Source organism: Shewanella marisflavi (genome assembly GCF_023283925.1).
In the GTDB taxonomy this organism is placed as follows: Bacteria; Pseudomonadota; Gammaproteobacteria; order Enterobacterales; family Shewanellaceae; genus Shewanella; species Shewanella marisflavi.
Window position 1 is genome coordinate 32,108 of sequence record NZ_JAKIKX010000008.1, and the last position, 22,928, is coordinate 55,035.

Annotated in this window: 19 protein-coding genes; 7 read left to right on the forward strand and 12 right to left on the reverse strand. The window is 48.0% G+C overall.

All coding sequences use genetic code 11. The features are described 5' to 3' along the window. Positions 1-219: 219 nt before the first annotated feature. From L2712_RS14885 to ubiG, 6 genes are all read right to left on the reverse strand, one after another. Positions 220-1,098, reverse strand: a complete 879-nt coding sequence (locus tag L2712_RS14885; RefSeq protein WP_248978236.1) for a ParB/RepB/Spo0J family partition protein — start codon at positions 1,096-1,098, stop codon at positions 220-222. A gap of 10 nt (positions 1,099-1,108) precedes the next feature. Then, entirely contained in the window at positions 1,109-1,897 is a 789-nt protein-coding gene (locus L2712_RS14890; RefSeq protein WP_033538992.1) for a ParA family protein, read from the reverse strand. A gap of 97 nt (positions 1,898-1,994) precedes the next feature. Then, positions 1,995-2,618: a 16S rRNA (guanine(527)-N(7))-methyltransferase RsmG gene (rsmG, locus tag L2712_RS14895; RefSeq protein WP_033538956.1), complete on the reverse strand. Its 624-nt coding sequence runs from the start codon at positions 2,616-2,618 to the stop codon at positions 1,995-1,997. Positions 2,619-2,721: 103 nt separating this feature from the next. Beyond that, entirely contained in the window at positions 2,722-4,611 is a 1,890-nt protein-coding gene (gene mnmG, locus L2712_RS14900) for a tRNA uridine-5-carboxymethylaminomethyl(34) synthesis enzyme MnmG (protein ID WP_248978237.1), read from the reverse strand. 478 nt (positions 4,612-5,089) lie between these two features. Then, positions 5,090-5,530, reverse strand: a complete 441-nt coding sequence (gene mioC, locus L2712_RS14905) for an FMN-binding protein MioC (protein WP_088905823.1) — start codon at positions 5,528-5,530, stop codon at positions 5,090-5,092. 161 nt (positions 5,531-5,691) lie between these two features. Beyond that, entirely contained in the window at positions 5,692-6,450 is a 759-nt protein-coding gene (gene ubiG / locus L2712_RS14910; RefSeq protein ID WP_248978238.1) for a bifunctional 2-polyprenyl-6-hydroxyphenol methylase/3-demethylubiquinol 3-O-methyltransferase UbiG, read from the reverse strand. A 187-nt stretch (positions 6,451-6,637) separates the two neighbouring features. On the opposite strand from ubiG, the gene L2712_RS14915 reads away from it, so the two are divergent. Continuing rightward, positions 6,638-7,609 carry a nucleoside hydrolase gene (locus L2712_RS14915; RefSeq protein ID WP_248978239.1) on the forward strand — a complete coding sequence of 324 codons (972 nt, stop codon included), beginning with the start codon at positions 6,638-6,640 and terminating at the stop codon, positions 7,607-7,609. Between the two features lie 23 nt (positions 7,610-7,632). Here the strand turns inward: L2712_RS14915 and L2712_RS14920 are convergent, their stop codons facing one another. Then, positions 7,633-8,274: a LysE family translocator gene (locus tag L2712_RS14920; protein WP_248978240.1), complete on the reverse strand. Its 642-nt coding sequence runs from the start codon at positions 8,272-8,274 to the stop codon at positions 7,633-7,635. Between the two features lie 212 nt (positions 8,275-8,486). Here L2712_RS14920 and L2712_RS14925 point away from each other — a divergent pair, with 212 nt between their 5' ends. Both L2712_RS14925 and L2712_RS14930 read left to right on the forward strand, forming a co-directional pair. Next, entirely contained in the window at positions 8,487-9,185 is a 699-nt protein-coding gene (locus tag L2712_RS14925) for a sulfotransferase family protein (protein WP_248978241.1), read from the forward strand. A 93-nt stretch (positions 9,186-9,278) separates the two neighbouring features. Next, the gene (locus L2712_RS14930) at positions 9,279-11,723 is read left to right on the forward strand and encodes a helicase-related protein (protein WP_248978242.1); all 2,445 of its coding nucleotides are present in this window, start codon (positions 9,279-9,281) and stop codon (positions 11,721-11,723) included. A gap of 389 nt (positions 11,724-12,112) precedes the next feature. Here L2712_RS14930 and mnmE read toward each other — a convergent pair whose 3' ends face one another. From mnmE to rpmH, 5 genes are all read right to left on the reverse strand, one after another. Next, the gene (gene mnmE / locus L2712_RS14935) at positions 12,113-13,474 is read right to left on the reverse strand and encodes a tRNA uridine-5-carboxymethylaminomethyl(34) synthesis GTPase MnmE (protein ID WP_033538949.1); all 1,362 of its coding nucleotides are present in this window, start codon (positions 13,472-13,474) and stop codon (positions 12,113-12,115) included. Positions 13,475-13,578: 104 nt separating this feature from the next. Continuing rightward, positions 13,579-15,207, reverse strand: coding sequence for a membrane protein insertase YidC (yidC, locus tag L2712_RS14940; protein WP_248978243.1), 1,629 nt, complete (start codon positions 15,205-15,207; stop codon positions 13,579-13,581). Between the two features lie 3 nt (positions 15,208-15,210). Then, entirely contained in the window at positions 15,211-15,465 is a 255-nt protein-coding gene (gene yidD / locus L2712_RS14945) for a membrane protein insertion efficiency factor YidD (protein WP_081953798.1), read from the reverse strand. After that, positions 15,432-15,788: a ribonuclease P protein component gene (gene rnpA / locus L2712_RS14950; RefSeq protein ID WP_088906014.1), complete on the reverse strand. Its 357-nt coding sequence runs from the start codon at positions 15,786-15,788 to the stop codon at positions 15,432-15,434. The genes yidD and rnpA overlap by 34 nt, the downstream gene beginning before the upstream one ends. A gap of 16 nt (positions 15,789-15,804) precedes the next feature. Then, positions 15,805-15,942, reverse strand: a complete 138-nt coding sequence (gene rpmH, locus L2712_RS14955) for a 50S ribosomal protein L34 (protein WP_011867659.1) — start codon at positions 15,940-15,942, stop codon at positions 15,805-15,807. Between the two features lie 442 nt (positions 15,943-16,384). Between rpmH and dnaA the strand changes: the two genes are divergently transcribed. From dnaA to gyrB, 4 genes are all read left to right on the forward strand, one after another. Beyond that, a complete protein-coding gene (gene dnaA, locus L2712_RS14960; RefSeq protein ID WP_088903457.1) occupies positions 16,385-17,767 on the forward strand; it encodes a chromosomal replication initiator protein DnaA in 1,383 nt (460 codons plus the stop codon). A 19-nt stretch (positions 17,768-17,786) separates the two neighbouring features. After that, a complete protein-coding gene (gene dnaN, locus L2712_RS14965; RefSeq protein ID WP_033538945.1) occupies positions 17,787-18,887 on the forward strand; it encodes a DNA polymerase III subunit beta in 1,101 nt (366 codons plus the stop codon). A 75-nt stretch (positions 18,888-18,962) separates the two neighbouring features. After that, a complete protein-coding gene (gene recF, locus L2712_RS14970; RefSeq protein ID WP_033538944.1) occupies positions 18,963-20,045 on the forward strand; it encodes a DNA replication/repair protein RecF in 1,083 nt (360 codons plus the stop codon). Positions 20,046-20,061: 16 nt separating this feature from the next. Further along, the gene (gene gyrB, locus L2712_RS14975) at positions 20,062-22,479 is read left to right on the forward strand and encodes a DNA topoisomerase (ATP-hydrolyzing) subunit B (RefSeq protein ID WP_088903458.1); all 2,418 of its coding nucleotides are present in this window, start codon (positions 20,062-20,064) and stop codon (positions 22,477-22,479) included. The last annotated feature ends 449 nt before the right edge of the window (positions 22,480-22,928 follow it).

A 22,928-nucleotide genomic window follows, 5' to 3' on the forward strand; every position in this document is an offset into this window, starting at 1 on the left:
CTTCTCCGCATTCATACTTTTTGTTTCTGTGACCAGATTAGAATTTATTAGGCCATCTAGAGGTACAAAAAGCTTGCGAAAGTATACCTTTTCGCACATTCAAAGCAAGTTCAAGGTAAGTAAAAAAGGGGACTTTTAACGTGATCTACGCCAAAAGTCTAAAAGTAGAAGATTAACAGATGTCACAAAGTTACATAATATTGCGTTAACTTAGGAAAATTATCGGATTTTCTCAATAATTCCATCTAATTCTGCCAAATTTTGATAGTTAATTACCATTTTGCCCTTGCCTTTTTTGTTGTGGCTAATGGAAACTTTAGCCCCCAATTTTTCAATTAATTGGCTCTCTAAACGGGCGACATCCTGATCTTTTGCGGGTTTATCGACAATTTCAGGTGGATTTAAGGTTTTATTAACTAATCGTTCAGTTTCACGAACAGTTAGTTCTTTAGCACTGACCGTTCTGGCCAGATTAGTTTGCTCATCCCCGGATAGGGCAAGCAAGGCTCGAGCATGACCCATATCGATATCGCCATACTCCAACATACGTTTTACAGGCTCTTCTAATCCGTTCAAACGTAAAAGATTTGATACAGTTGTACGCGACTTACCTACAGCATCAGCCGTTTGTTGATGGGTCAGATCAAACTCTTCGATCAGACGGTTCAAGGCGATGGCTTCTTCCATCGCGTTGAGATCTTCGCGCTGAATGTTCTCTATCAATGCAATAACACCGGCCGCCTCGTCTGGCACCTGTTTGACGATACATGGCACCTTGTCGAGTTTAGCCAATTGAGATGCTCTCCAGCGACGCTCACCGGCGATGATCTCATAACCTTTATCTGACACCTTACGTACTACGATAGGCTGAATGATCCCCTGGGCTTTTACCGACTCAGCCAGCTCTTCTAACGCCTCAGGTGACATATCCTTACGCGGTTGGTACTTACCCGGCTGCAGCAGATCCAGCGCAATCATCTTGAGTTCTTCATTACTGCTCAGGCTCGACTCTTCATTGTGCCCTTGCTTAGCTGCCGCATGGCTAGTGCTTAACAGTGCGTCTAATCCTTTGCCTAGACCACGTTTTTTGGGTGTCATCTGTTTTTCCTTAAGCTTGCTCTAACTGAGAATGTTGCTCTGCACGTCTAATGATCTCACCAGCTAAAGCAAGATAAGCCTTGGCGCCGGCGCTGGACTTATCATAATACATGGCCGGTGCACCAAAACTTGGCGCTTCAGCTAGTCTCACATTGCGGGGGATAACGGTGCGATATACTTTATCGCCAAAATGCTGTTTAAGTTGATCTGATACATCGTTGGCCAATCGATTGCGGGGATCGTACATAGTACGCAAGATCCCTTCGATCGCTAATCCAGGATTGACCATAGCGGCCAACTTGCTGATGGTATCCATCAGGGCAGTGAGCCCCTCTAGGGCGTAATACTCACATTGCATTGGCACCAAGACAGAATCGGCTGCCGACATGGCATTGACCGTCAACATGTTTAATGAAGGTGGGCAGTCGATAAAGATAAAATCATAATAATCTTTGACGGGTGCCAGGGCATTACGCAGACGGATCTCTCGGGCGAAAAACTCCATCAATTTGATCTCGGCGGCGGTAACGTCACCATTACCGGCAATCAGATCGTATTTGCCTGCCGTGTTGCGATAAACCACTTCCTCGACCGTTTTTTCCTCGACCAAGAGTTCATAGGCGGTATTCTCGACACTGTACTTATCGACGCCACTCCCCATAGTCGCATTACCTTGAGGATCGAGATCGATAAGCAACACTTTACGCTTAGTGGCCGCTAATGAAGCCGCTAAGTTCACACAAGTCGTTGTTTTTCCGACGCCACCTTTCTGGTTAGCCACGGCTATCACTTTACCCACAATATCATCCTGTCTATCACGTTCGCCGATTCGATAGTAAAACTCTTTATCAAATTGCTTGAACTGGTTAAATAATGCAACTTTATAACCCTGGGAACTAAGCCGCTTTGACCACCCGCAAGAGGTGGCGCTGTTCATCGAGACGAGGGACGCGTAATTCAATGGTATCGGTCAGGGTAAAACCATCAGGAATACTGGCCATCTCTTCATCGCTCAGCTGCCCCTTTAAGGCATAGAAACACCCTGTCGATTTAGGCAGATGGTGACACCAGTGCAGCATATCCTGGATAGACGCAAAAGCACGACTGAGTACGCCATCAAACTTCTCTTCGGGTTGATAGGCTTCAACACGACTCTCGACCGAACTTATATTACCTATCGCCAGCTCAAATTGAACCTGTTTTTGAAAACGAATACGTTTACCCAAACTGTCGAGCAATACAAACTCTTTGTCTGGGTTCATGATCGCCAGCGGGATCCCAGGTAAACCAGGGCCCGTCCCCACATCGATAAAACGTTCACCCACCAGATAAGGGCTCGCCGCAAGGCTATCCATGATATGGCGAATCAACATCTGCTCAGGATCTCTCACAGATGTCAGGTTATAGGCCTTATTCCATTTGGATAACATGCCAACAAAATCAAGCAATTGCTGTTTCTGTTTCGGCGTTGCCGTCATCTGCATCTCGGCAAGATAGGTTTCTAGTTGGGCTGATAACACTGAAGTATCCTCGATAAACAATGGGATATTATGAAGCCGAGTGACCGGTATGGGAAGGGCTTAGCCCCCCATACCGGTCATCAAAATGATTAATTACGAGATATTACGCGCTTTTTTTGAGCAAACCGCGTTTTTTAAGGTGAACCAACAAAATAGAGATTGCCGCCGGAGTCACCCCAGAGATGCGTGATGCCTGACCGACCGTATCGGGTTTGTGGTCATTAAGCTTAGCAATCACCTCATTAGACAGACCCGGAACCTCTTGATAATCGAGATTCTGAGGAAGCCCAGTCTTTTCATGGCGGATCGCTTTGTCGATCTCATCTTGCTGACGTTGGATATAACCCGAATATTTCACCTGGATCTGAACCTGTTCTGCAGCACGCTGATCTTCGATGGCCGGACCAAACCCTTCGACATCCATTAACTTAGGATAATCCAGCTCTGGTCTACGCAACAGCTCCTCGAAGGTCGCTTCACGGGTAATTGGCGTCTTTAGATGCGGATTAAGGGCATCGACCAGAGGCGAGTTTGGATGTATCCATTGGCTACGCAGACGCTGCAGCTCAAGTTCAATCGCTTCGCGTTTGGCATTAAACTTCGCCCAGCGATCATCGTCCACCAAACCTAATTCACGTCCCTTCTCGGTGAGACGCAGATCGGCATTATCTTCACGCAGCAACAGGCGGTATTCCGCACGGCTAGTAAACATGCGGTAAGGTTCTTTGGTACCCAGAGTGGATAGGTCGTCAACCAATACGCCCAGATATGCCTCGTCACGACGTGGACACCAGGCTTCTTTGCCTTGCACCTGAAGCGAAGCGTTCATACCAGCCAGTAATCCTTGGGCGCCAGCCTCTTCATAACCTGTGGTGCCGTTGATCTGTCCAGCAAAGAACAGGCCTGAAATGGCTTTGGTTTCTAGGGAGTTTTTCAGATCTCTCGGATCGAAGTAATCATATTCGATCGCATAACCAGGGCGAATGATCTCGGCGTTTTCCATCCCTTGAATCGATCTCACCAGATTTAGCTGCACATCGAAAGGCAAGCTGGTTGAGATACCATTTGGATAGATTTCATTGGTATTTAAACCTTCGGGTTCGATAAAGATCTGATGAGAATTCTTGTCGGCAAAACGATTGATCTTATCTTCGATAGAAGGGCAGTAACGCGGACCTATACCCTCGATAACACCAGAGTACATAGGGCTTCTGTCTAATCCACCGCGAATAATCTCATGGGTACGCTCATTGGTATGAGTAATGAAACAGGAGATCTGCTTTGGATGATCTTTCACATCACCGATAAATGACATCACAGGCAGAGGATCATCGCCTTTTTGTTCTGTCATCAGGTCAAAATTGATCGTATTAGCATCGATACGCGGTGGAGTACCTGTTTTTAAACGACCAACGCGAATAGGTAGTTCACGCAAACGATCTGCTAATGAGATCGATGGTGGATCGCCTGCTCTGCCACCGCTGTAATTTTCTAAGCCGATATGAATCTTACCGCTTAAGAAAGTGCCTGCGGTTAACACAATAGCTGGGGCCTCGAAGGCTAATCCCATCTGAGTAACCACACCAATCACACGATCGTTTTCAACAATCAAATCATCAACCGACTGTTGGAAAAGACGTAAATTAGGCTGGTTTTGCAAGATCTGTTGAATCTTAGCCCGATAAAGTGCGCGATCCGCCTGTGCTCGAGTAGCACGAACCGCAGGGCCTTTGCTTGAATTTAAGGTACGAAATTGAATGCCAGCATGGTCAGTTGCAATGGCCATTGCACCACCCAGCGCATCGATCTCTTTGACAAGGTGACCCTTACCAATACCACCAATCGCAGGGTTACAGGACATTTGTCCTAAGGTATCAATATTATGAGTCAATAATAATGTTTTTGATCCCATCCTAGCAGATGCCAATGCTGCTTCGGTTCCGGCATGTCCACCGCCAACAACAATAACATCAAACCGCTCATGAAAATGCATCAGAATACCTTAAAACCTATATCGAAAATAAAATGACATTGCCCAGTGAAAGGACAGAGTTACTCAAGGAGTAGCCGCATATTTTAGCACCTGGAAAGCCTTTGGTGAAAGATCAATTTAGGCCTTTCGATCGCCAAAGGATCTGCTTAATAGATCTTAAGATCTTTATATAGATCTCTTATTATGTTTACTATTAGGATCGCGATCTTCTGTGGGTAAGTCTATTTATCTATATAAATCAAAAGATAACGGCATCTCGATCCTGTGATCTGATCGCGATCTATCTCGAATAAGCTTGTGGGTAGATCGCCTACTTATCCACAGGCGCGATCTTTGCTGGTTTGGGGTGGTGAATAATACAGAGTTAGATCAGATCTAAATAATACCTTATCCACATATTTATCATTTGAGATCGTAATATGTGGATAAAGTAGATCTAATCTGTGGGTGAGATCTTAATTATCGAGAGGGGAAGGATCTAAAGTTTGTCTTGCCAGCTGCTTAACCAAGCCTGGGCGGGTTCTTCAGGGATGGGATCGTATTGCACATCGATCTGGATCTTATCCACATAGACTTGTGCACCGCAGTTTTCCATTGCTTCGATTAATTTTTCCGGCCCTTGGCAGAAGGTGTCGTAACTTGAGTCACCGATAGCGCATAAGGCGTATTTGGTTCGGCTCAGATCTGGCTTTTCACGTTCAATTTCCTCGAAGAAAGGCTGAATATTTTCCGGTAGATCGCCTGCGCCGTGAGTCGATGAAACGATCAACCATAGACATTTGGGATCTAATACGCTTAATTCTGCGGTGAGATGCACCTGAGTTTCATGGCCAAGATCTTCTAACTGAGCGGCTAATTCATCGGCCACATACTCGGCGCTGCCTAATGTAGTACCGACGATAAGTTCTATTTTTGCCATCTTGCTTCCTAAATTCACGCTGTAAGAGGGAGAGACCAACACCTGTGTTGGCCTCAGAATTCCAATATAATGCAGGCAATCATATGCGAAATATCTGTGTTGGTCTTGTGTGAGGTGCCAATTTAGCGAATGAAGATCGATTTCCGTTTGGCTAGTGGGTGTTAGGTTTTACTGGCGTAAAGCAAATAGTTGACCGAGTGACTTTCGGTGATCCGCCAACGGCGGGTCAATGGATTAAAGCGCATGCCTTCAACACTGATGTTAGATAAACCATGAGGTGTGATCATCTCTACCAGTTCTTGGGGTTTTACGAAGTGATGCCAATCATGTGTACCAATGGGTAGGTAACGCATGACATATTCGGCGCCGATAATGGCTATTACAAAGGCACTTAGGGTGCGGTTCAGCGTCGCCATAATCAGTAATCCACCCGGTGCAAGGAGTCGGCAACAGGTGTCGACCAGTGCCGCCTGATCCTCGACATGCTCGATCACTTCGGTGTTTAAGATCACATCATATAATGCATGATTCTGCAGATCTTCGGCTAAACAATGACGATAGTCGATGGGAAGTGACCAGCTCTCGGCATGTCGGCGGGCTAGGGTGATATTGTGTTCGCTGGCATCTATGCCGACGACTTGTGCGCCTTGGCTTGCTAAAGGTTCACACAAGAGTCCTACCCCACAGCCTATATCTAGTATCTTGAGATCTTCGAAAGGAACATCCTGATTTAGGTCCCGGTTAAAATGGCTGGCGATCGCTTTTTCTATGGCTAGGAGACGGGTTTGGTTGAAACTGAGCACGTGTTTAAACTTGCCGTTGGGATCGCGCCACTCCTTTGCAAGGGCATCGAACTTACCTATCTCGGCCTGGAGATCTATCGCAGTTTTGAAACGGCTCAATCGACTTTTGTCTAGCATTATGGCGTATCTTATAGTTTAAGGTTAAACATCTATACGTTGAGCAATAAGGTTTGGCTCACCTCATATCTTAGCAACTTATTAGAGATAAGTAGGGCCTTGCCAGACCTCAAAGCAAGATCACTTTAGTTTGCTGACGATCAGGTTATGGTTAGCCCACGCTTTTTGTCTGTTCATGGAAGGGGAATTGATGCAGAAAATTATTTTAGATACGGATCCTGGTATAGATGATGCCATGGCGATCTTATTTGCCGAGGCGCATCATGACATATCGCTTGAGGCGATCACCTGTGTTTATGGTAACGCCACCATAGAAAATGCTACGGCAAATGCACTGTTTTTAAAGCAAAAGTATTCGCTTAAGGCCGATGTGGTAAAAGGAGCCGAAAAGCCCTTGGTACGTCCACCGGTTGGGCCTACAGTGATCGTTCATGGGGAAACGGGCTTTGGGGACTTTAATGCGCCTCAATCTAATGATTTACAAGCCGATCCCAGACCCGCCTATCAATATATTATCGACAGTGTGAGGGCGCAGCCCGGTGAAATAACTCTAGTGGCAGTTGGGCCGCTAACCAATCTGGCGTTGGCGCTTCAGGCTGCGCCGGATATCGTCGATCTGGTTAAGGAGGTCGTGGTGATGGGCGGGGCCTTTGGCGTTAATGGTCATCGCGGTAATGTCACGCCTTACGCTGAAGCCAACATTTATGATGATCCCCATGCGGCCGATCTGGTGTTTACCGCCAGATGGCCAGTGACCATCATAGGTTTGGATGTAACCCAAGAGAGCTTTTTTACTCGTCAGTATCTCGACGAACTGCGTGATGAAGCGGGTGAGGTGGGGCAATTTATCTGGCGAATTAGCCGCTTTTATCTCGATTTTTACTCACAAAAGCTGGGACTTGAGGGTTGTCATGTGCATGATCCATCGGCCATTGCCTATGTGATCGACAAGAGCCTGTTTAGTCTGAGGGAGGGACCGGTTCGCGTGGTGACAGATGGACCGGCCGAAGGTCATACCTTACAGAAGTTTGATGGGCGTCAGTATCCCCATGATGATTGGCGTGACAAAGCTTCACAGCGTATCGGCGTCGGGGTTGATGATAAGCGTCTATTACGCCTGTATCGTGAGACTTTGGTGGCCTACGGTAATCAGTCTTAAGCTAAGGTGAAGCCTGGAGGGAATTAGCCGACCGTTTGTAGTTGTGAGGCGAGTAACCAGAAGGCCAGGCTTATGAAGATAACGCCCATGAATTTATTCTGATTAGCCCTGAATTTTTCATTATTGAGCAGGGATTGACCTAAGCTGCCAACCAAGGCCACCAGCATCAAGTTAAACACTAGGCCCATCAGATTAAGTACTAGCCCTAAGGCGAGCATCTGCTGGGTCGAACTGACGGCCAATTGACTGGAGACAAACTGGGGTAGAAACAGCACGAAAAAGAGTAATGCCTTTGGATTTAATAGGTTACTTACTACTGCACGGCGATAGAGTTGCTTAGCAATTTTGTCTTCTTGAACCAGTTCGGGCGTTTGGGCCGGCGTGGCGCGCAGACAATCCCAGCCCATCTTTAGCAGGTAGAGGCCGCCTATTATTCGTAACAGCTCCAGAGCAAGTGGGGTTACTGCTATCAATGCCGATACCCCGAGCGCCGCCAGCAGGGTTAAGATCAATCCCGAGGTGGCATTGCCAAAGCTGGCGTAGATGCCGACCTTCTTGCCATAACTTAGGCTGGAGCTGGCGATCAATAACATATCGGGGCCAGGAATAAGGAGCAGAGCGATCACTGTGGTGAGGTAAAGCGGAAGAAGCGCCAGATCTATCATGATATTTGCAAAAATTTGGTCGTTTAGGGTCAAACAAGGCGCGGATTGTACAGGGTTAGTAGTAGATTAACAGTGATCTCATAGTTAAAGCCGATATGGTGTTGGCAGCTAAGCTTTACGCTTGATAGTAAACAGGTAAAGGTTGCTAGAGCCTGTTTTCCTGCCTAGGTATTTTCACTATACTGCGCTTCCATTTGTGCCGAGTCATATCTATGAAGTCTCATCAGCCCGTACCGACTACTTATCAAAGAAGACCTGCCACTAAAATCTTCATCATAGGATTGCCTCGAACCGGTACCACCAGCGTAAGTGTTGCCTTGCTGGAGATGGGCCTTAGAGTGGCGCATCAGGCCTTTACCAAACAGGCGGTTATTCTCGCCGATGCCGTTTCCGACGCGCCTTGTTTTAGCGATTATCGACAGCTACATAGCCTGTATCCTGACGCTAAATTTGTTTATCTGGATAGGCCATTAGATGCCTGGGTGCCCTCGATGCAGATGCTGCTGAGCCGAATGCTGGTGCATCTGGATCAAGGGCGAGGGCGGTTTCATCCTCTGCTTAAGCGCAGTTTTGACTATACCTTTGGTATCTATCGAGTAGCTGATCCTATGGATGCAGAGCATCTAAAGACTTGCTATCAGGTGCATAAGCAGCAGGTGTTTGAGTTTTTTCATCAAAGCCAGGCGTTTACACAGCAGTTTCTGAGTTTGCAGCTGGATCAGCCCCAGAGTTTATCTCGCTTAGCTAGCTTCATTGGTGTGGATATTCCGGTAGCTAGCTCTGAGTATGAATTTCCGCATCTCAATCGAGGACGAAATGTGGCCAGCTGGGATGAATATAAGCATGAGCTAAAGATCAACAGTAACCTAGCCGGGCCTGAAAATCGCAAGTATTTCAATTACAAGATCTAGTTTATATCAGAGATAGATTAATTAATGTCGTTTTCGTTTTGGGCCCGCTGCGGGTTATGATCCCCGGGTGTAAATTTACCGACAACAGTTGCCATGACGAGTTTATCTCTCCCAATCGATACCCTCTACGCAGAGTTTAAAGCTGCCTATCCTAGCCATCATCTGGTGATCGAATCTGATACGGGATCGGGTAAATCGACACGTCTGCCATTGTGGTGCGCCGAACCGGACGAGCAGGGTAAACGCCCCAGAGTATTAGTGGTGGAACCTCGGCGGGTAGCCTGTTTGGCACTGGCTGAATATGTACAAGGCTTGACTGATTTAAAAGTAGGGTATGCCATTCGTTTCGATTGCACTGTGACACTAGATACTCAGATAGCCTTCGTGACACCAGGGATTGCGCTGCGCTGGTTGTCTGGGGATATGGCCGGACTCGGTGAATTCGATACCCTGATGATTGATGAGTTTCATGAGCGGCGTTGGGACACAGATCTGCTGCTGGCATTGCTAAAACATCGCGACCGCCACCGGCTACTATTGACCTCTGCAACCCTGTCAGGCGAGGTGTTGTGTAATTATCTATCTGATAATAAAAACGTTAATGCTATTTGTCTGCAGACGCATGGCAAGAGGTTTCACGTGGAACTTAGGTATCAGGCGAGCGAGAGTCACCATCTGCCGGATATTAGGGGCCTAGAGGAGCGCCTTGTTGTTGCCCTGACGCAGGCCTTGCAAGATACCCAAGGGGATATACTGGTTTTCTTGCCAGGTAAACGCGAGATCACAGCGGCAATACACAAGTGTCGTGGGCCATTGGTCGAACTGGACGAGCAGATAAGTTTGTTAGCTCTTCATGGCAGCATAGGGGCCGAAGAGCAGGTCCAAGTATTGCGGGCGAGCAGCAATAGGCGGGTGATCTTTGCGACCAATATAGCCGAAACTTCATTAACGATTCCCGGTATTACAGGGGTGATAGATTCGGGGCTGGAGCGCCGTACTCATCAACGTAATGGCCGAACGGTTTTGTCTTTATCTCACATTTCAAAGGCCAGTAGCGAACAACGTATGGGACGCGCTGGGCGAACCCAGGCGGGTCTGTGCATTCGGCTATGGGGCAAGGCGGCTCCTTTACTGGCTGCTACGCCACCCGAGTTACAACGGGAGGAGTTAGTTGAGCCTATGTTGGCCGCTGCCTGCGCCGGTGCCGAATTGGCACAGCTGGATTTTGTTGACCCTCTGCCGGCAAAGTCACTGGAAAAGGCGAGTGCCAAGTTAATGCTTATTGGTGCGTTAGATCAGCTGGGACGGGTGACTTCCCATGGTCAGCGCCTGTTTCCACTGCCTATCGATACCCAGTTTGCTCACCTTATCAGTGTGATGCCTGATGGGGATTGCCTGGATTTGATGATAGATCTTGCCGCCGCGCTGACTACGCCAGGACAGTTTTATCGTCTGCCGAAAGATGAGGCTGAGAGATTAACCTTGTTGCAGTGGGAGCCTTTTGGCTGCGATGCCTATACCTTGATTAAGCTTCTGCGTTGCCATGATGACGAAATTCCTCTGGTGGAGCTCAATCTGCAAGCCATTGAAGAGGCCAGGCGACTCGCTAAACAGATCCGCGCGGCACTGGAATGTCCGTCACTCCCTAAGGCTGACTTGAGCGATCCTTTGCTTAGACGCACCTGGGCGATTGCCGTGATGCAGGCTCTGCCCGAATTGGCCTTTATTTGCCGACTCAAGCGAGACAATGCCTTAGGCAATGGGATAAGTGAGGTATTGATTGGTCGGGAATCCCGCTTTCACCTGCCGCAAGATGGTGTGACTCTCCCCATTGCTGCCCTGGTATTTGATCAACATGCGACGCCGGGTCGAGGAGTAAAACAAACTCTTAATCTGGCAATTTGTATGGCTCCCGTCGATAAATCATGGCTCTTGGCTGCGGGGCTAGGACAAGATCGCGTAACCGAGCAATTGAGCTTGGATGAGGTATGTGTCGAACGTGTTTATGCCGATCGGGTGCTTGAAGTTCGTAGCGAGATAGTCGAGCCAAAGAATGTCATTCAGGCCATGATCACCAGCATAGCCGAGGGCTTGGTTTTTCCTGGGATAGCCGAAGCCGTGCGCCAAGATATCGATGCCTGGAATATCTGGGTTAAGCTTGGTGGCTATGAGGAGGCTAAAGCAGCAGGGATTTGCTTGGCAAGTCCAGATATTGTTGTCTTTGAAGAGTTCTTAGCTCATCGGCTCTCGACTCTTGGCGTCGAGTCTATTGCGGATTTTGAGCTGATAGAAGCAGAGGATCTTCAGTTTGAAGGGATCCCTGATTGGCTCAGGCAAGAGTTTGATCAGGCTTATCCTCGTGAAGTTATACTGTCGGATCTTAGGATGAGTGTGAGCTATCAGGTGAAGGGCAGATGGGTAGAGTTAACTTACCTTAGTGGTCAGCGAAAATCTGGGCCAAAACGCTGGGAACTGCCACGCTGGCAGGGATGGCGGGTAAGGTATAAGAAGGCCAGTCGTGTCATAGATGTTGTGTGAGGATGAGATCCCAGTCGATCGCGCTAAAAAATAACGAGATGGTTTTGAGTATAACTTTTTTGATTCGATCGCTTTACGGGATCCAAATTTAGCAGACGTTAAGATATACCTAACTTAAAATAAATAAAAAACAACAACTTGTAGCGTTTAATGAGTTATGCACCAATTTTGATCGCAAAGTGGATTACTTGTTGATATCTCTGTTGATTAATTCGATCGCCATCTTGGATGTTTATGCACCAATATGAGGAAAGATCCCGCAGCGATCTTAGGTTTGGTGTTTAAAAAATATATAGGTAAGGCGCAAAATAGCGCTGGTGCTGATACTGAGGTAAGGGCGCTTCTAATGACTGTTTGAAAAGCGCCCTTTAATAGTGCAATAGATATGCTTATTTGCCGATACAGAAGGAGCCAAAAATTTTGCCTAGTAGATCATCTGAAGTGAACTTACCCGTGATTTCTGATAAGGCGAGTTGACACATACGCAGCTCCTCTGCCAGGAGCTCACCCGCTTGATACACCTCTAACTGTTCCTGTCCCAAGGTGAGATGACTCGCAGCGAGTTCCAGTGCCTCGAGATGGCGACGACGGGCAATAAAGCCGCCTTCTAAATTACTCTGATATCCCATTAGCGACTTAAGGTGTGCCTTGAGTTCATCGACACCCGAGCCTGTCTTGGCTGACAAACGAAACACCTTGTGGCCCTGTTCATCTGTGGCATCTAAGGCTTCTCCAGTAAGATCCGCCTTGTTGCGCACCACGGTAACCCCCAGATTTTTTGGGAGACGATCGATAAAATCTGGCCAGATATCATGAGGATCGACAGCATCTGTGGTGGTGCCATCAACCATGAAGAGTACCTGATCGGCGGTTTCTATCTCTGCCCAGGCCCGTTCGATACCTATCTGCTCAACTGTGTCAGTGGTGTCGCGTAGGCCAGCCGTATCTATGATGTGCAGTGGCATGCCATCGAGATGAATATGCTCACGTAACACGTCGCGAGTGGTACCGGCTATCTCGGTTACAATGGCTGATTCTTTACCGGCCAGGGCATTGAGCAGGCTGGATTTTCCTGCGTTAGGGCGACCGGCAATCACCACCTTCATTCCTTCGCGAATAATGGCGCCCTGCTTGGCACTGGACTGTACCGAATCTAATTTATGGATGATCTTGCTAAGTGAAGCGGCAATTTTACCGTCGGAGAGAAAATCGACCTCCTCGTCAGGAAAGTCTATCGCGGCTTCCACGTAGAGACGCAAATTGGTGACCTGATCCACCAGCTCATGTACCTGGGTGGAAAACTCGCCCTGAAGTGAATTGAGGGCGCTCTTGGCGGCTTGTTCGCTGGTAGCGTCAATCAGATCGGCAATGGCCTCTGCCTGGGTGAGATCCAGCTTGTCATTCATAAAGGCCTGCTCACTAAACTCCCCTGGCTTGGCAATGCGTACACCGTCGACATCCATGACCCGATTGATCAGCATGTCGAGGACGATTTGGCCTCCGTGTCCCTGAAGCTCGAGAACATCTTCACCGGTAAAGGAGTTGGGTCCTTTGAAAAACAGGGCTATGCCTTGGTCTATCACTTCGCCATTTGCGCCTTTAAAGTCACAGTAGTCGGCATAGCGTACCTTGGGAAGGTGCCCTAGTACCGCCATAGCCACCTCGCTGGCCCTATCGCCTGAGACCCTAATGATACCTACGCCGCCACGTCCGGGTGCGGTTGCTTGTGCCACGATAGTATCTGTCGTCATTACTCTGTTTCCTGCGCTGATGGAGTGAAAGCTGTCTTTATTAAAAAGCAAAAAGCGGTCAATACTGAGTATCCGACCGCTTTTTCATTAGTTGGAGTTAGAGGTTATTTTAACCCTCTTTTCTCCAAACCGGCATAGATGATCTTCTGCTGGGTAATGGCCACTAAGTTACCGACCAACCAGTAAAGTACCAGACCTGCTGGGAACCATAGGAAGAAGACAGTAAAGATAACTGGCATCCACTGCATCATTTTCACCTGCATTGGGTCCATAGTCGGTGCCATTGGCTGCATCTTCTGCATCAGGAACATAGAGACCCCCATCAGCAGCGGCAGTACATAGTAAGGATCTTGTACCGACAAGTCGGTGATCCATAGCATGAATGGCGCGTGACGTAGCTCATAGCTTTCTAGCAGTACCCAGTAGAGTGCAATGAAGATAGGCATCTGTAGCAAGATAGGTAGACAGCCACCCATAGGGTTCACTTTCTCTTTCTTGTACAGTTCCATCATGGCTTGACCCATCTTCTGACGGTCATCACCGAAGCGCTCTTTCATATCCTGCAGCTTAGGCTGTAGGTTGCGCATCTTGGCCATAGAGGTGTACTGCGCCTTGGTGAGCGGGTACAAAAAGCCACGCACGGTCAGAGTGATCAGGATAATTGCCACACCCCAGTTACCCACGAAAGATTGATAGAACATCAATAGCCAGTGAATAGGGATAGCCAGCCACCATAGGAAACCGTAATCCACTACTAAGTTCAGTGACTCAGAGATGGCCGATAGGGCTTCTTGATCCTTAGGACCTACGTAGAACTGAGCGCCAATGGTTTGTTGTGTGCCAGGAGCAATATCATACACGGCGCCGCGGAAACCGATATTGGCTAGGCCACCGGCACTTACGCTAGAGAAGATAGTGTTTTGATCGTTTTCTGGTGGCACCCAAGCCGACACGAAGTAGTGTTGTAGCATTGCAGCCCAACCGCCTAAGGTCTTCTTGTCCAGGTTCTTATCAGCCATATCTTCGAAGCTGTACTTCTCGTAGCGGGTATCGGCTGTTGAGAAGGCGGCACCGCGATAAGTCGGCATCATCATGCTGCTTTCGCTTTTCTTGATGCTGTGCTTGATCTGACCATACATCTGTACCTGCAACTGCTCGGCTGAGGTATTGTTGATGCGGTAATCGACGCCAATATCAAATTTGCCACGGTGTAGCGTAAAGACTTTAGTGTAGGTCACACCATTGTCGGCAACATAGGTCAGCGGCACTTCTAGGGTATCTTGGCCATCGGCAAGGGTATAGGTCTGAGCCTGGCTTGCAAAATGGGCACGTCCCTTACTGCTGCTGTCGATACCGTTACGGCCGATAAGACCACTCTGAGAGATATAGAAGATATCATTGGTTTGCTGTAGCAAAACAAATGGGTCTTCTTTATCTTCTTCTAACTTGTGACGAACCAAGGCCGAATAAACGATATCACCGCCCACTGGGTTAATTTTCAACACCAGTTGGTCAGTCGTTACGGTAATGAGTTCTTTAGAGGCTGTAACTGCTTCTGGAAGGGCAGCATCGGCATCAGGAACATCAGCACTGTGTGAATCTGTGACGGTTGAAGCTACAACTGAAGATTCAGTGGCAACGGGTTGCGGATTTTTGTCTGTTTGCCATTGCTGCCACAGCAAAAAGCTGACAAAAAGCAGACCGATGAGCAATATATTGCGTTGAGATTCCATAGCCTATTTATTACACCTGTTATTTTTTGGGGGGACGGGATCTTCTCCGCCCGGATGTAAAGGGTGACATTTTAATACGCGTTTCCCTGCAAACCAACTCCCTTTCACAAATCCATGCAATCGAATCGCTTCGAGTGCGTAATTGGAACATGTGGGATGAAAACGGCACTTGGGCCCTAGTATAGGGCTGATAAAGATTTGATAGCCACGAATCAGCTTGGTGGCTAGCCATTGTAACGGCGACTGAGTTTGCGCCATAACTTCTCTACCAGTTTGTGCAATGCTGCATTGTCCATATCCAATACGCCGTTTCTGACGAGCACAACAATATCAAGCGGCGGTAATTCGTGTTGGTGCAAACGAAAATTGTCGCGAATGATACGTTTAATTCTGTTGCGCTGATTGGCTCGCTTAACATAACGCTTAGCAACAGTTAATCCAATACGAGGATGCTGTAGCTCATTGGGGATGGCAAGTAAGGTTATTTCAGCAGAAGAAGCTTTGATGGGATTGGAGAATACAGATTTGAATTGCGCGGGAGTTAACAGACGTAACTCCCGCGTAAAGGTATAGCTGGTCACTTGCATTTCTACTTAATTAAGCAGAAAGACGAGCGCGACCTTTTGCACGACGACGTGCGATGACCTTACGGCCACCAACAGTAGCCATACGAGCGCGGAAGCCGTGAGAACGCTTGCGCTTCAGGTTGCTAGGTTGAAAAGTACGTTTACTCATTATGGCAATCCGTCTTTGTTAGGTGAATAAACCTTATCTCTATAAAAGAGGTAAGGGCAAAAAAGAGGCCGAATTGTAATCACTTTAGTTAAGCCCGTCAACATGCAAAACCGTTAAGTGAGTAAAATCTGCCTGTAAATCTTCTTATCAAGTTGTCCATATACACTATCTAGTGTGGATAACTCTGTGAATGGCCACTACATCTTGTGGATCTAGTGATCATTAGCCTGATCGAAGGTCGCTAATTATAGATCGATCTGGATCGCTTAATAAAGCTGAGTTTGCAGCTTTATCAGATTATTTTGATCGATGAGGATCGTTAGGGATCCGTGTAAAGAAATAAAGATGATCTTACTGGGGATAAATCCATTTAAAGGATAGCGATCCTAGTGATCTCACTATAGAATACACCTCTTTTGTATGATCTTTTGGGGATAAGTACGTGGCGGTTTCACTTTGGCAGCAATGTATCGGACGACTACAAGACGAGCTTTCCGCTCAGCAATTTAGTATGTGGATCAGACCGTTACAAGCCGAAATGGACGGGGATACTCTAGTGCTTTACGCACCGAATCGATTCGTGCTCGATTGGGTGAGAGACAAGTACCTGAATACTATCAATCAGTTCTTCACCGAGCAGATGGGTAGCGAAGCGCCCAAGCTGCGTTTCGATATTGGTAGCCGACCTGCGAGTAAACCAGTAGCACAAACTGCCTCAGTTAAAAGCCCTGCTAAGCCTGCGGCCAGCAAGTCGCACAGTGCGCCGTCATTTAATACCAATGAACCTGCGTCGACGGTTAACCACAGAAGCAATATGAACCCGACTTATCAGTTTGATAACTTTGTCGAGGGTAAGTCTAACCAGCTGGGTAAGGCCGCTGCATTACAGGTGTCTGAAAACCCTGGTGGTGCCTATAACCCCCTGTTCCTCTATGGTGGAACTGGTTTAGGTAAGACACATCTATTGCACGCTGTTGGTAATGGCATCATTAAGAACAAGCCAGATGCCAAGGTGGTCTATATGCACTCTGAGCGTTTCGTGCAGGATATGGTGAAGGCGCTACAGAATAATGCGATCGAAGAGTTCAAACGCTATTACCGTAGCGTCGATGCATTGTTTATCGATGATATTCAGTTCTTTGCCAACAAAGACAGATCCCAGGAAGAGTTTTTCCATACCTTTAATGCCTTATTAGAAGGTAATCATCAGATCATCTTGACCTCAGATCGCTATCCTAAAGAGATCGATGGCGTGGAAGATCGCCTTAAGTCTCGCTTCGGTTGGGGCTTAACGGTTGCAATCGAGCCGCCTGAGTTAGAAACCCGTGTGGCTATCTTGATGCGTAAGGCACAAGAGAGTGGTATCAATCTACCCGATGAAGTGGCCTTCTTTATTGCCAAGCGCCTGCGCTCGAACGTACGTGAATTGGAAGGGGCATTGAATCGCGTTATTGCCAACGCTAACTTTACCGGTCGTCCGATCACTATCGATTTTGTACGTGAAGCCTTAAGAGATCTCTTGGCTCTACAAGAAAAATTGGTCACTATAGACAATATTCAGAAAACCGTAGCTGAATACTACAAGATCAAGATGGCCGACATGCTGTCTAAACGCCGCTCACGCAGTGTTGCCAGACCAAGACAGATGGCGATGGCATTGTCGAAAGAGTTAACTAACCAGAGTTTGCCTGAGATTGGCGATGCCTTTGGTGGCCGTGATCACACGACAGTGCTGCATGCATGTCGCAAAATTGCACAGCTACGTGAAGAAAGTCATGACATTAAAGAAGATTATGCTAACTTAATCCGTACGTTATCTTCATAAATCTGGGAAATTGAAACTGATGAAATTTTCAATTGATAGGGATGCCCTATTAAAGCCGCTTCAACTCGTGAGTGGAGCGGTGGAGAGACGACATAACTTACCTATTCTGGCAAACCTTTTAGTTGAAGTAAGTGGTCACTCACTTAAGTTGACCGGTACAGATTTAGAGGTCGAATTAGTCGGCCAGGCTCAACTACAAGGCGAAGTGCAAGAGGGACGTACCACAGTCCCCGCCAAGAAATTTCTCGATATCGTTAAATCCCTTCCCGATCAGGTTGAACTCAAGATAGAGCAGCAAGAAAACCGTCTGCTACTACGTTCGGGCCGCAGCCGTTTTACCTTAGCGACCCTACCAGCGGAAGAGTATCCCAATGTCGATGCCTTCCAGGCGGATATCGAATTTACCCTCAAGCAGGGCACATTAAAGTCGCTGATCGATGCTACCCAGTTCTCCATGGCGAACCAAGATGTACGCTACTACCTCAATGGTTTGTTGCTTGAAACCGAAGGCAACGTGCTGCGCGCTATTGCCACCGACGGCCACCGCCTGGCATTGAGCCACCGCATGGTGGAAGACTCCTTGCCGGAGAAGCAGGTGATCGTGCCTCGTAAAGGGGTACTCGAACTTCAACGTCTGTTTGAAGGGGAAGATCTGGATGTCACCCTGGCAATCGGTGAAAATGCGATTCGCGCCACGACTCAAAGCGCCGTGTTTACCAGTAAGCTGGTGGATGGGCGTTTCCCAGACTATCGTCGTGTGCTGCCTAAGGGCGGTGACAAGGTGGTTATCGCCAGTCGTAACCAGCTTAAGCAAGCCTTGCTGCGCGCCTCAATCCTCTCGAATGAGAAGTTCCGTGGCGTACGCGTTCAGCTGGAGCAGAATCTGATTAAGATCACCGCTAACAACCCAGAGCAGGAAGAAGCGGAAGAGATTCTCGATATCGAATATGACAATACACCATTGGAGATTGGCTTTAACGTCAGCTACTTGCTTGATGTGCTAAACAACCTGCCGTCCGATGATGTGCGTATTACCCTTATCGATGGTAACTCCAGTGCCTTGATTGAAAACCACGTCGAAGAAGATTCGATGTATGTCGTCATGCCTATGAGACTCTAGTGTCTGTCTGCACGCCTGATTTTGCGTTAGGCGTGCACCTTCTTCGATGGCTCAGGCCATCTCCACGAGTATTTGATGAGTCTATCTCGCCTTCATATCGATTCATTTCGTAATATCGCCAGTGCTCAGTTGCAACTCGGCGATGGTCTGAATCTTATCTACGGCCAAAATGGCAGCGGCAAGACTAGTGTCCTCGAAGCCATCTATTTTCTGGGTATGGGGCGCTCCTTTCGCAGTCATCTGTCTCAGCGGGTGATTAAGAGCGATCAGGATCAACTGACGCTGTTTGCCAACCTAGAGTCGGGTGACCAGGAAACCAAGATCGGCCTGCGTCGTTATCGCTCGGGTGAAACCGAAGTCAAAATGAACGGCGATAGAGTGAAGCGACTGTCGACTTTGGCCGAAACTTTACCCATACAAGTGATCACGCCGGAGAGTTTTTCGTTGCTTTTTGAGGGACCAAAATCGCGCCGGCAGTTTATTGATTGGGGTGCCTTCCATACCGACAAAAGCTTCTATAGTGCCTGGGCGAATGTTAGACGGATTTTAAAGCATAGAAATCAGATGCTTAAAAGTGAAACTCCCTATCAGCAAATTCAGTTTTGGGATAAGGAATTAGTGCGTTACGCCGAAATCGTGACGGATATACGAAAGCGATATGTAGGCTCGTTAAATGAACGACTTAAGGGTATAATCGAAGAGTTTTTACCTCAGGTAGATGTTAAGGTTTCCTTTACCCGAGGTTGGGATAGCAAAACTGATTATCAGTCCCTGTTACAGGCGCAATATCCCAGGGATTTAGCGGCAGGACACACGGCCAGTGGTCCCCATAAGGCTGACCTGAGATTAAGGGTCGGAACGCTGCCGGTACAAGATGCCTTATCCCGCGGACAATTAAAGTTGCTCGTGTGCGCACTGCGTATTGCACAGGGAAAGTTGCTCAAACAACAAATAGATAAAAACAGTATTTATCTGGTGGATGATTTGCCATCAGAGTTGGATGCTAGGCACAGGAAACTCTTGCTGCAGCAGCTAAGCGATACAGGCGCGCAAGTATTTGTGACCGCTATCGAGCCTGCGGCAATAATGGATTCGTTAAACACGCCACCCGTTAAGGTGTTCCATGTGGAACAAGGGCGTGTAACGGTAATTGAATAACCGACGAGAGAATAATATGTCAGAGAATAGTTACGATTCTTCGAGTATTAAGGTACTAAAAGGCCTTGATGCGGTACGGAAGAGACCTGGGATGTATATTGGCGACACCGACGATGGTACGGGTCTGCATCACATGGTGTTCGAAGTGGTCGATAACTCTATCGATGAGGCGTTAGCGGGCCATTGTAATGACGTGATCATTACTATTCATGCCGACGGTTCAGTATCGGTAAAGGATGACGGACGTGGTATTCCGGTTGCTATCCACCCTGAAGAGGGGGTTTCGGCGGCTCAGGTCATTATGACGGTACTGCATGCTGGCGGTAAGTTCGATGATAACTCTTATAAGGTATCCGGTGGTCTGCACGGCGTGGGTGTTTCAGTGGTTAACGCCCTGTCTGAAAAGCTACAGTTAACCATTCGTCGTGAAGGTAAACTGTATGAGCAGTTCTATACCATGGGTGAGCCAGATGAGCCGATCAAAGAGATAGGCGACGCGACCAATACAGGTACTGAAATTCGTTTCTGGCCAAGCAGCCAGACCTTCTCGGATGTCGAGTTCCACTTCGATATTCTGGCTAAGCGTGTACGCGAGCTGTCATTCCTGAACTCAGGTGTTGGTATTCGCCTAGTCGACGAGCGCGACAACAAGGATGAATTCTTCAAGTACGAAGGCGGTATCAGTGCCTTTGTTGATTACCTCAATATTAACAAGACGCCGGTAAACAAAGAGATCTTCCACTTCGTACAAGAACGTGAAGATGGTATTACCGTTGAAGTTGCGATGCAGTGGAACGATGGCTTCCAGGAAAATATTTTCTGTTTCACCAACAACATTCCTCAGCGTGATGGTGGTACCCACCTGGCGGGTTTCCGCAGTGCGCTGACGCGTAACCTAAATACTTATATGGACCGCGAAGGTTTCAATAAGAAAGGCAAAACCAGCGCGACAGGCGATGATGCTCGTGAAGGTTTGACTGCGGTTATTTCGGTTAAGGTGCCAGATCCTAAGTTCAGCTCTCAGACCAAAGACAAGCTGGTTTCCAGTGAAGTGAAGACGGCTGTAGAGCAGACCATGGGCGAGAAGCTAGGTGATTACCTGCTTGAGAACCCTAACGAGGCTAAGCTGATTGTCGGTAAGATCATCGACGCGGCTCGCGCCCGTGAAGCGGCCCGTAAGGCCCGTGAAATGACTCGTCGTAAAGGCGCATTAGATTTAGGTGGTCTGCCGGGTAAGCTGGCGGATTGCCAAGAGAAAGACCCTGCGCTTTCTGAAATTTACATAGTGGAGGGTGACTCGGCGGGTGGTAGTGCCAAGCAGGGTCGTAACCGTAAGAACCAGGCGATTCTGCCGCTTAAGGGTAAGATCCTTAACGTGGAGAAGGCCCGTTTCGATAAGATGCTCTCTTCACAAGAGGTTGCGACGCTTATCACCGCATTAGGCTGTGGTATCGGTCGCGATGAATATGATCCCGATAAGACGCGTTACCATAACATCGTTATCATGACCGATGCTGACGTCGACGGCTCGCACATTCGTACCTTGCTGTTGACCTTCTTCTTCCGTCAAATGCCTGAGCTTATCGAGCGTGGTTATGTGTTTATCGCCCAGCCACCACTGTATAAGGTGAAGAAAGGTAAGCAGGAGCAGTATCTGAAGGATGATCCGGCGCTGACCGAATACCTGACCAACTTGGCGTTGGACGGTGGTGAGATCCATCCGTCACAAGATGCTCCGGCCATGTCTGGTGCGCCACTCGAAAAGCTGGTCTACCAGTACCGTGAGGTAGAAGCGATTTTCGATCGTCTTGAGCAGCGTTTCCCTATCATGTTGACCGAGCGCATGTTGTATCAGCCTGGCTTAACCAGCGACATTCTGGCCGACGAGGCCAAGGTGAAGCAGTGGTGTGACAACTATGTGGCAGCATTGAAAGAGGCCGAGTCGGGTGGCTTTATCTTTAGCGCCGAGGCGTTCCTCGACCCAGAGCGTCAGGTCTATCTGCCTAAGATCACCATTCGTAAGCATGGTATCGATACCAACTACCTGTTCTCATATGACTTCTTACAGTCGAGTGATTATCAGCGCATGACCAGCCTGGCTAACGCCTTGGAAGGTCTGATCGAAGAGGGTGGCTATGTGAAGCGCGGTGAGCGCATGAAAGAGGTCACCTCATTTGTCGAGGCACTGGATTGGTTGATGAATGATTCTAAGCGTGGTCTTTATATTCAGCGCTACAAAGGATTGGGTGAGATGAACCCTGAGCAATTATGGGAAACCACCATGGATCCAGAGTCACGTCGTATGCTGAGAGTGACCATCGAAGATGCCATCGGCGCCGATCAGCTATTCACCTGCTTGATGGGTGATCAGGTTGAGCCGCGTCGCGACTTCATCGAATCTAACGCCCTGAACGTGGCTAACCTAGACGTATAACAGGCGATTAAGATTTATTCAAAACCCCGGATATTTCCGGGGTTTTTTGTATCTGAGTCATCACTTTACATATTGTGGTCAGGCGTTTAGCTTAAGATAAATTATTGGCTGCGAAATGGATATCAAGGATGAAAGGAACATACCTAGGATGGGGACTGCTGTGTATATTGGGGCTTGCCTGGTTACTGAGTACATTGGCAAACCACGATAAGCCCATTACCGCACATATCGATAACCAATCCTACGCTTCTCAAACAGCTGGCGAGTCAATGTAGGTCGCTAGTGGTCAGGTTAAACCCGCTCACTCGCCAGGGCAAACATCGTTAGCAAGCCTTGAGAGTGAACAAAAGCTTGGCACAATCGATAACCTGGACAGCGAGGCGCCTGCGACCAGTACCGAGTTCGACATTGCCAGCATTGAACCCTTTAAGATAACGTCATCTCACGCT

Excerpts from the sequence above, each read along its gene's own strand:
- L2712_RS14885 (WP_248978236.1), bottom strand. The coding sequence starts at position 1,098 with ATGACACCCAAAAAACGTGGTCTAGGCAAAGGATTAGACGCACTGTTA.
- mnmG (WP_248978237.1), bottom strand. The coding sequence starts at position 4,611 with ATGCATTTTCATGAGCGGTTTGATGTTATTGTTGTTGGCGGTGGACAT.
- mioC (WP_088905823.1), bottom strand. The coding sequence starts at position 5,530 with ATGGCAAAAATAGAACTTATCGTCGGTACTACATTAGGCAGCGCCGAG.
- ubiG (WP_248978238.1), bottom strand. The coding sequence starts at position 6,450 with ATGCTAGACAAAAGTCGATTGAGCCGTTTCAAAACTGCGATAGATCTC.
- L2712_RS14920 (WP_248978240.1), bottom strand. The coding sequence starts at position 8,274 with ATGATAGATCTGGCGCTTCTTCCGCTTTACCTCACCACAGTGATCGCT.
- L2712_RS14925 (WP_248978241.1), top strand. The coding sequence starts at position 8,487 with ATGAAGTCTCATCAGCCCGTACCGACTACTTATCAAAGAAGACCTGCC.
- L2712_RS14930 (WP_248978242.1), top strand. The coding sequence starts at position 9,279 with ATGACGAGTTTATCTCTCCCAATCGATACCCTCTACGCAGAGTTTAAA.
- mnmE (WP_033538949.1), bottom strand. The coding sequence starts at position 13,474 with ATGACGACAGATACTATCGTGGCACAAGCAACCGCACCCGGACGTGGC.
- yidC (WP_248978243.1), bottom strand. The coding sequence starts at position 15,207 with ATGGAATCTCAACGCAATATATTGCTCATCGGTCTGCTTTTTGTCAGC.
- yidD (WP_081953798.1), bottom strand. The coding sequence starts at position 15,465 with ATGGCGCAAACTCAGTCGCCGTTACAATGGCTAGCCACCAAGCTGATT.
- rpmH (WP_011867659.1), bottom strand. The coding sequence starts at position 15,942 with ATGAGTAAACGTACTTTTCAACCTAGCAACCTGAAGCGCAAGCGTTCT.
- dnaN (WP_033538945.1), top strand. The coding sequence starts at position 17,787 with ATGAAATTTTCAATTGATAGGGATGCCCTATTAAAGCCGCTTCAACTC.
- recF (WP_033538944.1), top strand. The coding sequence starts at position 18,963 with ATGAGTCTATCTCGCCTTCATATCGATTCATTTCGTAATATCGCCAGT.
- gyrB (WP_088903458.1), top strand. The coding sequence starts at position 20,062 with ATGTCAGAGAATAGTTACGATTCTTCGAGTATTAAGGTACTAAAAGGC.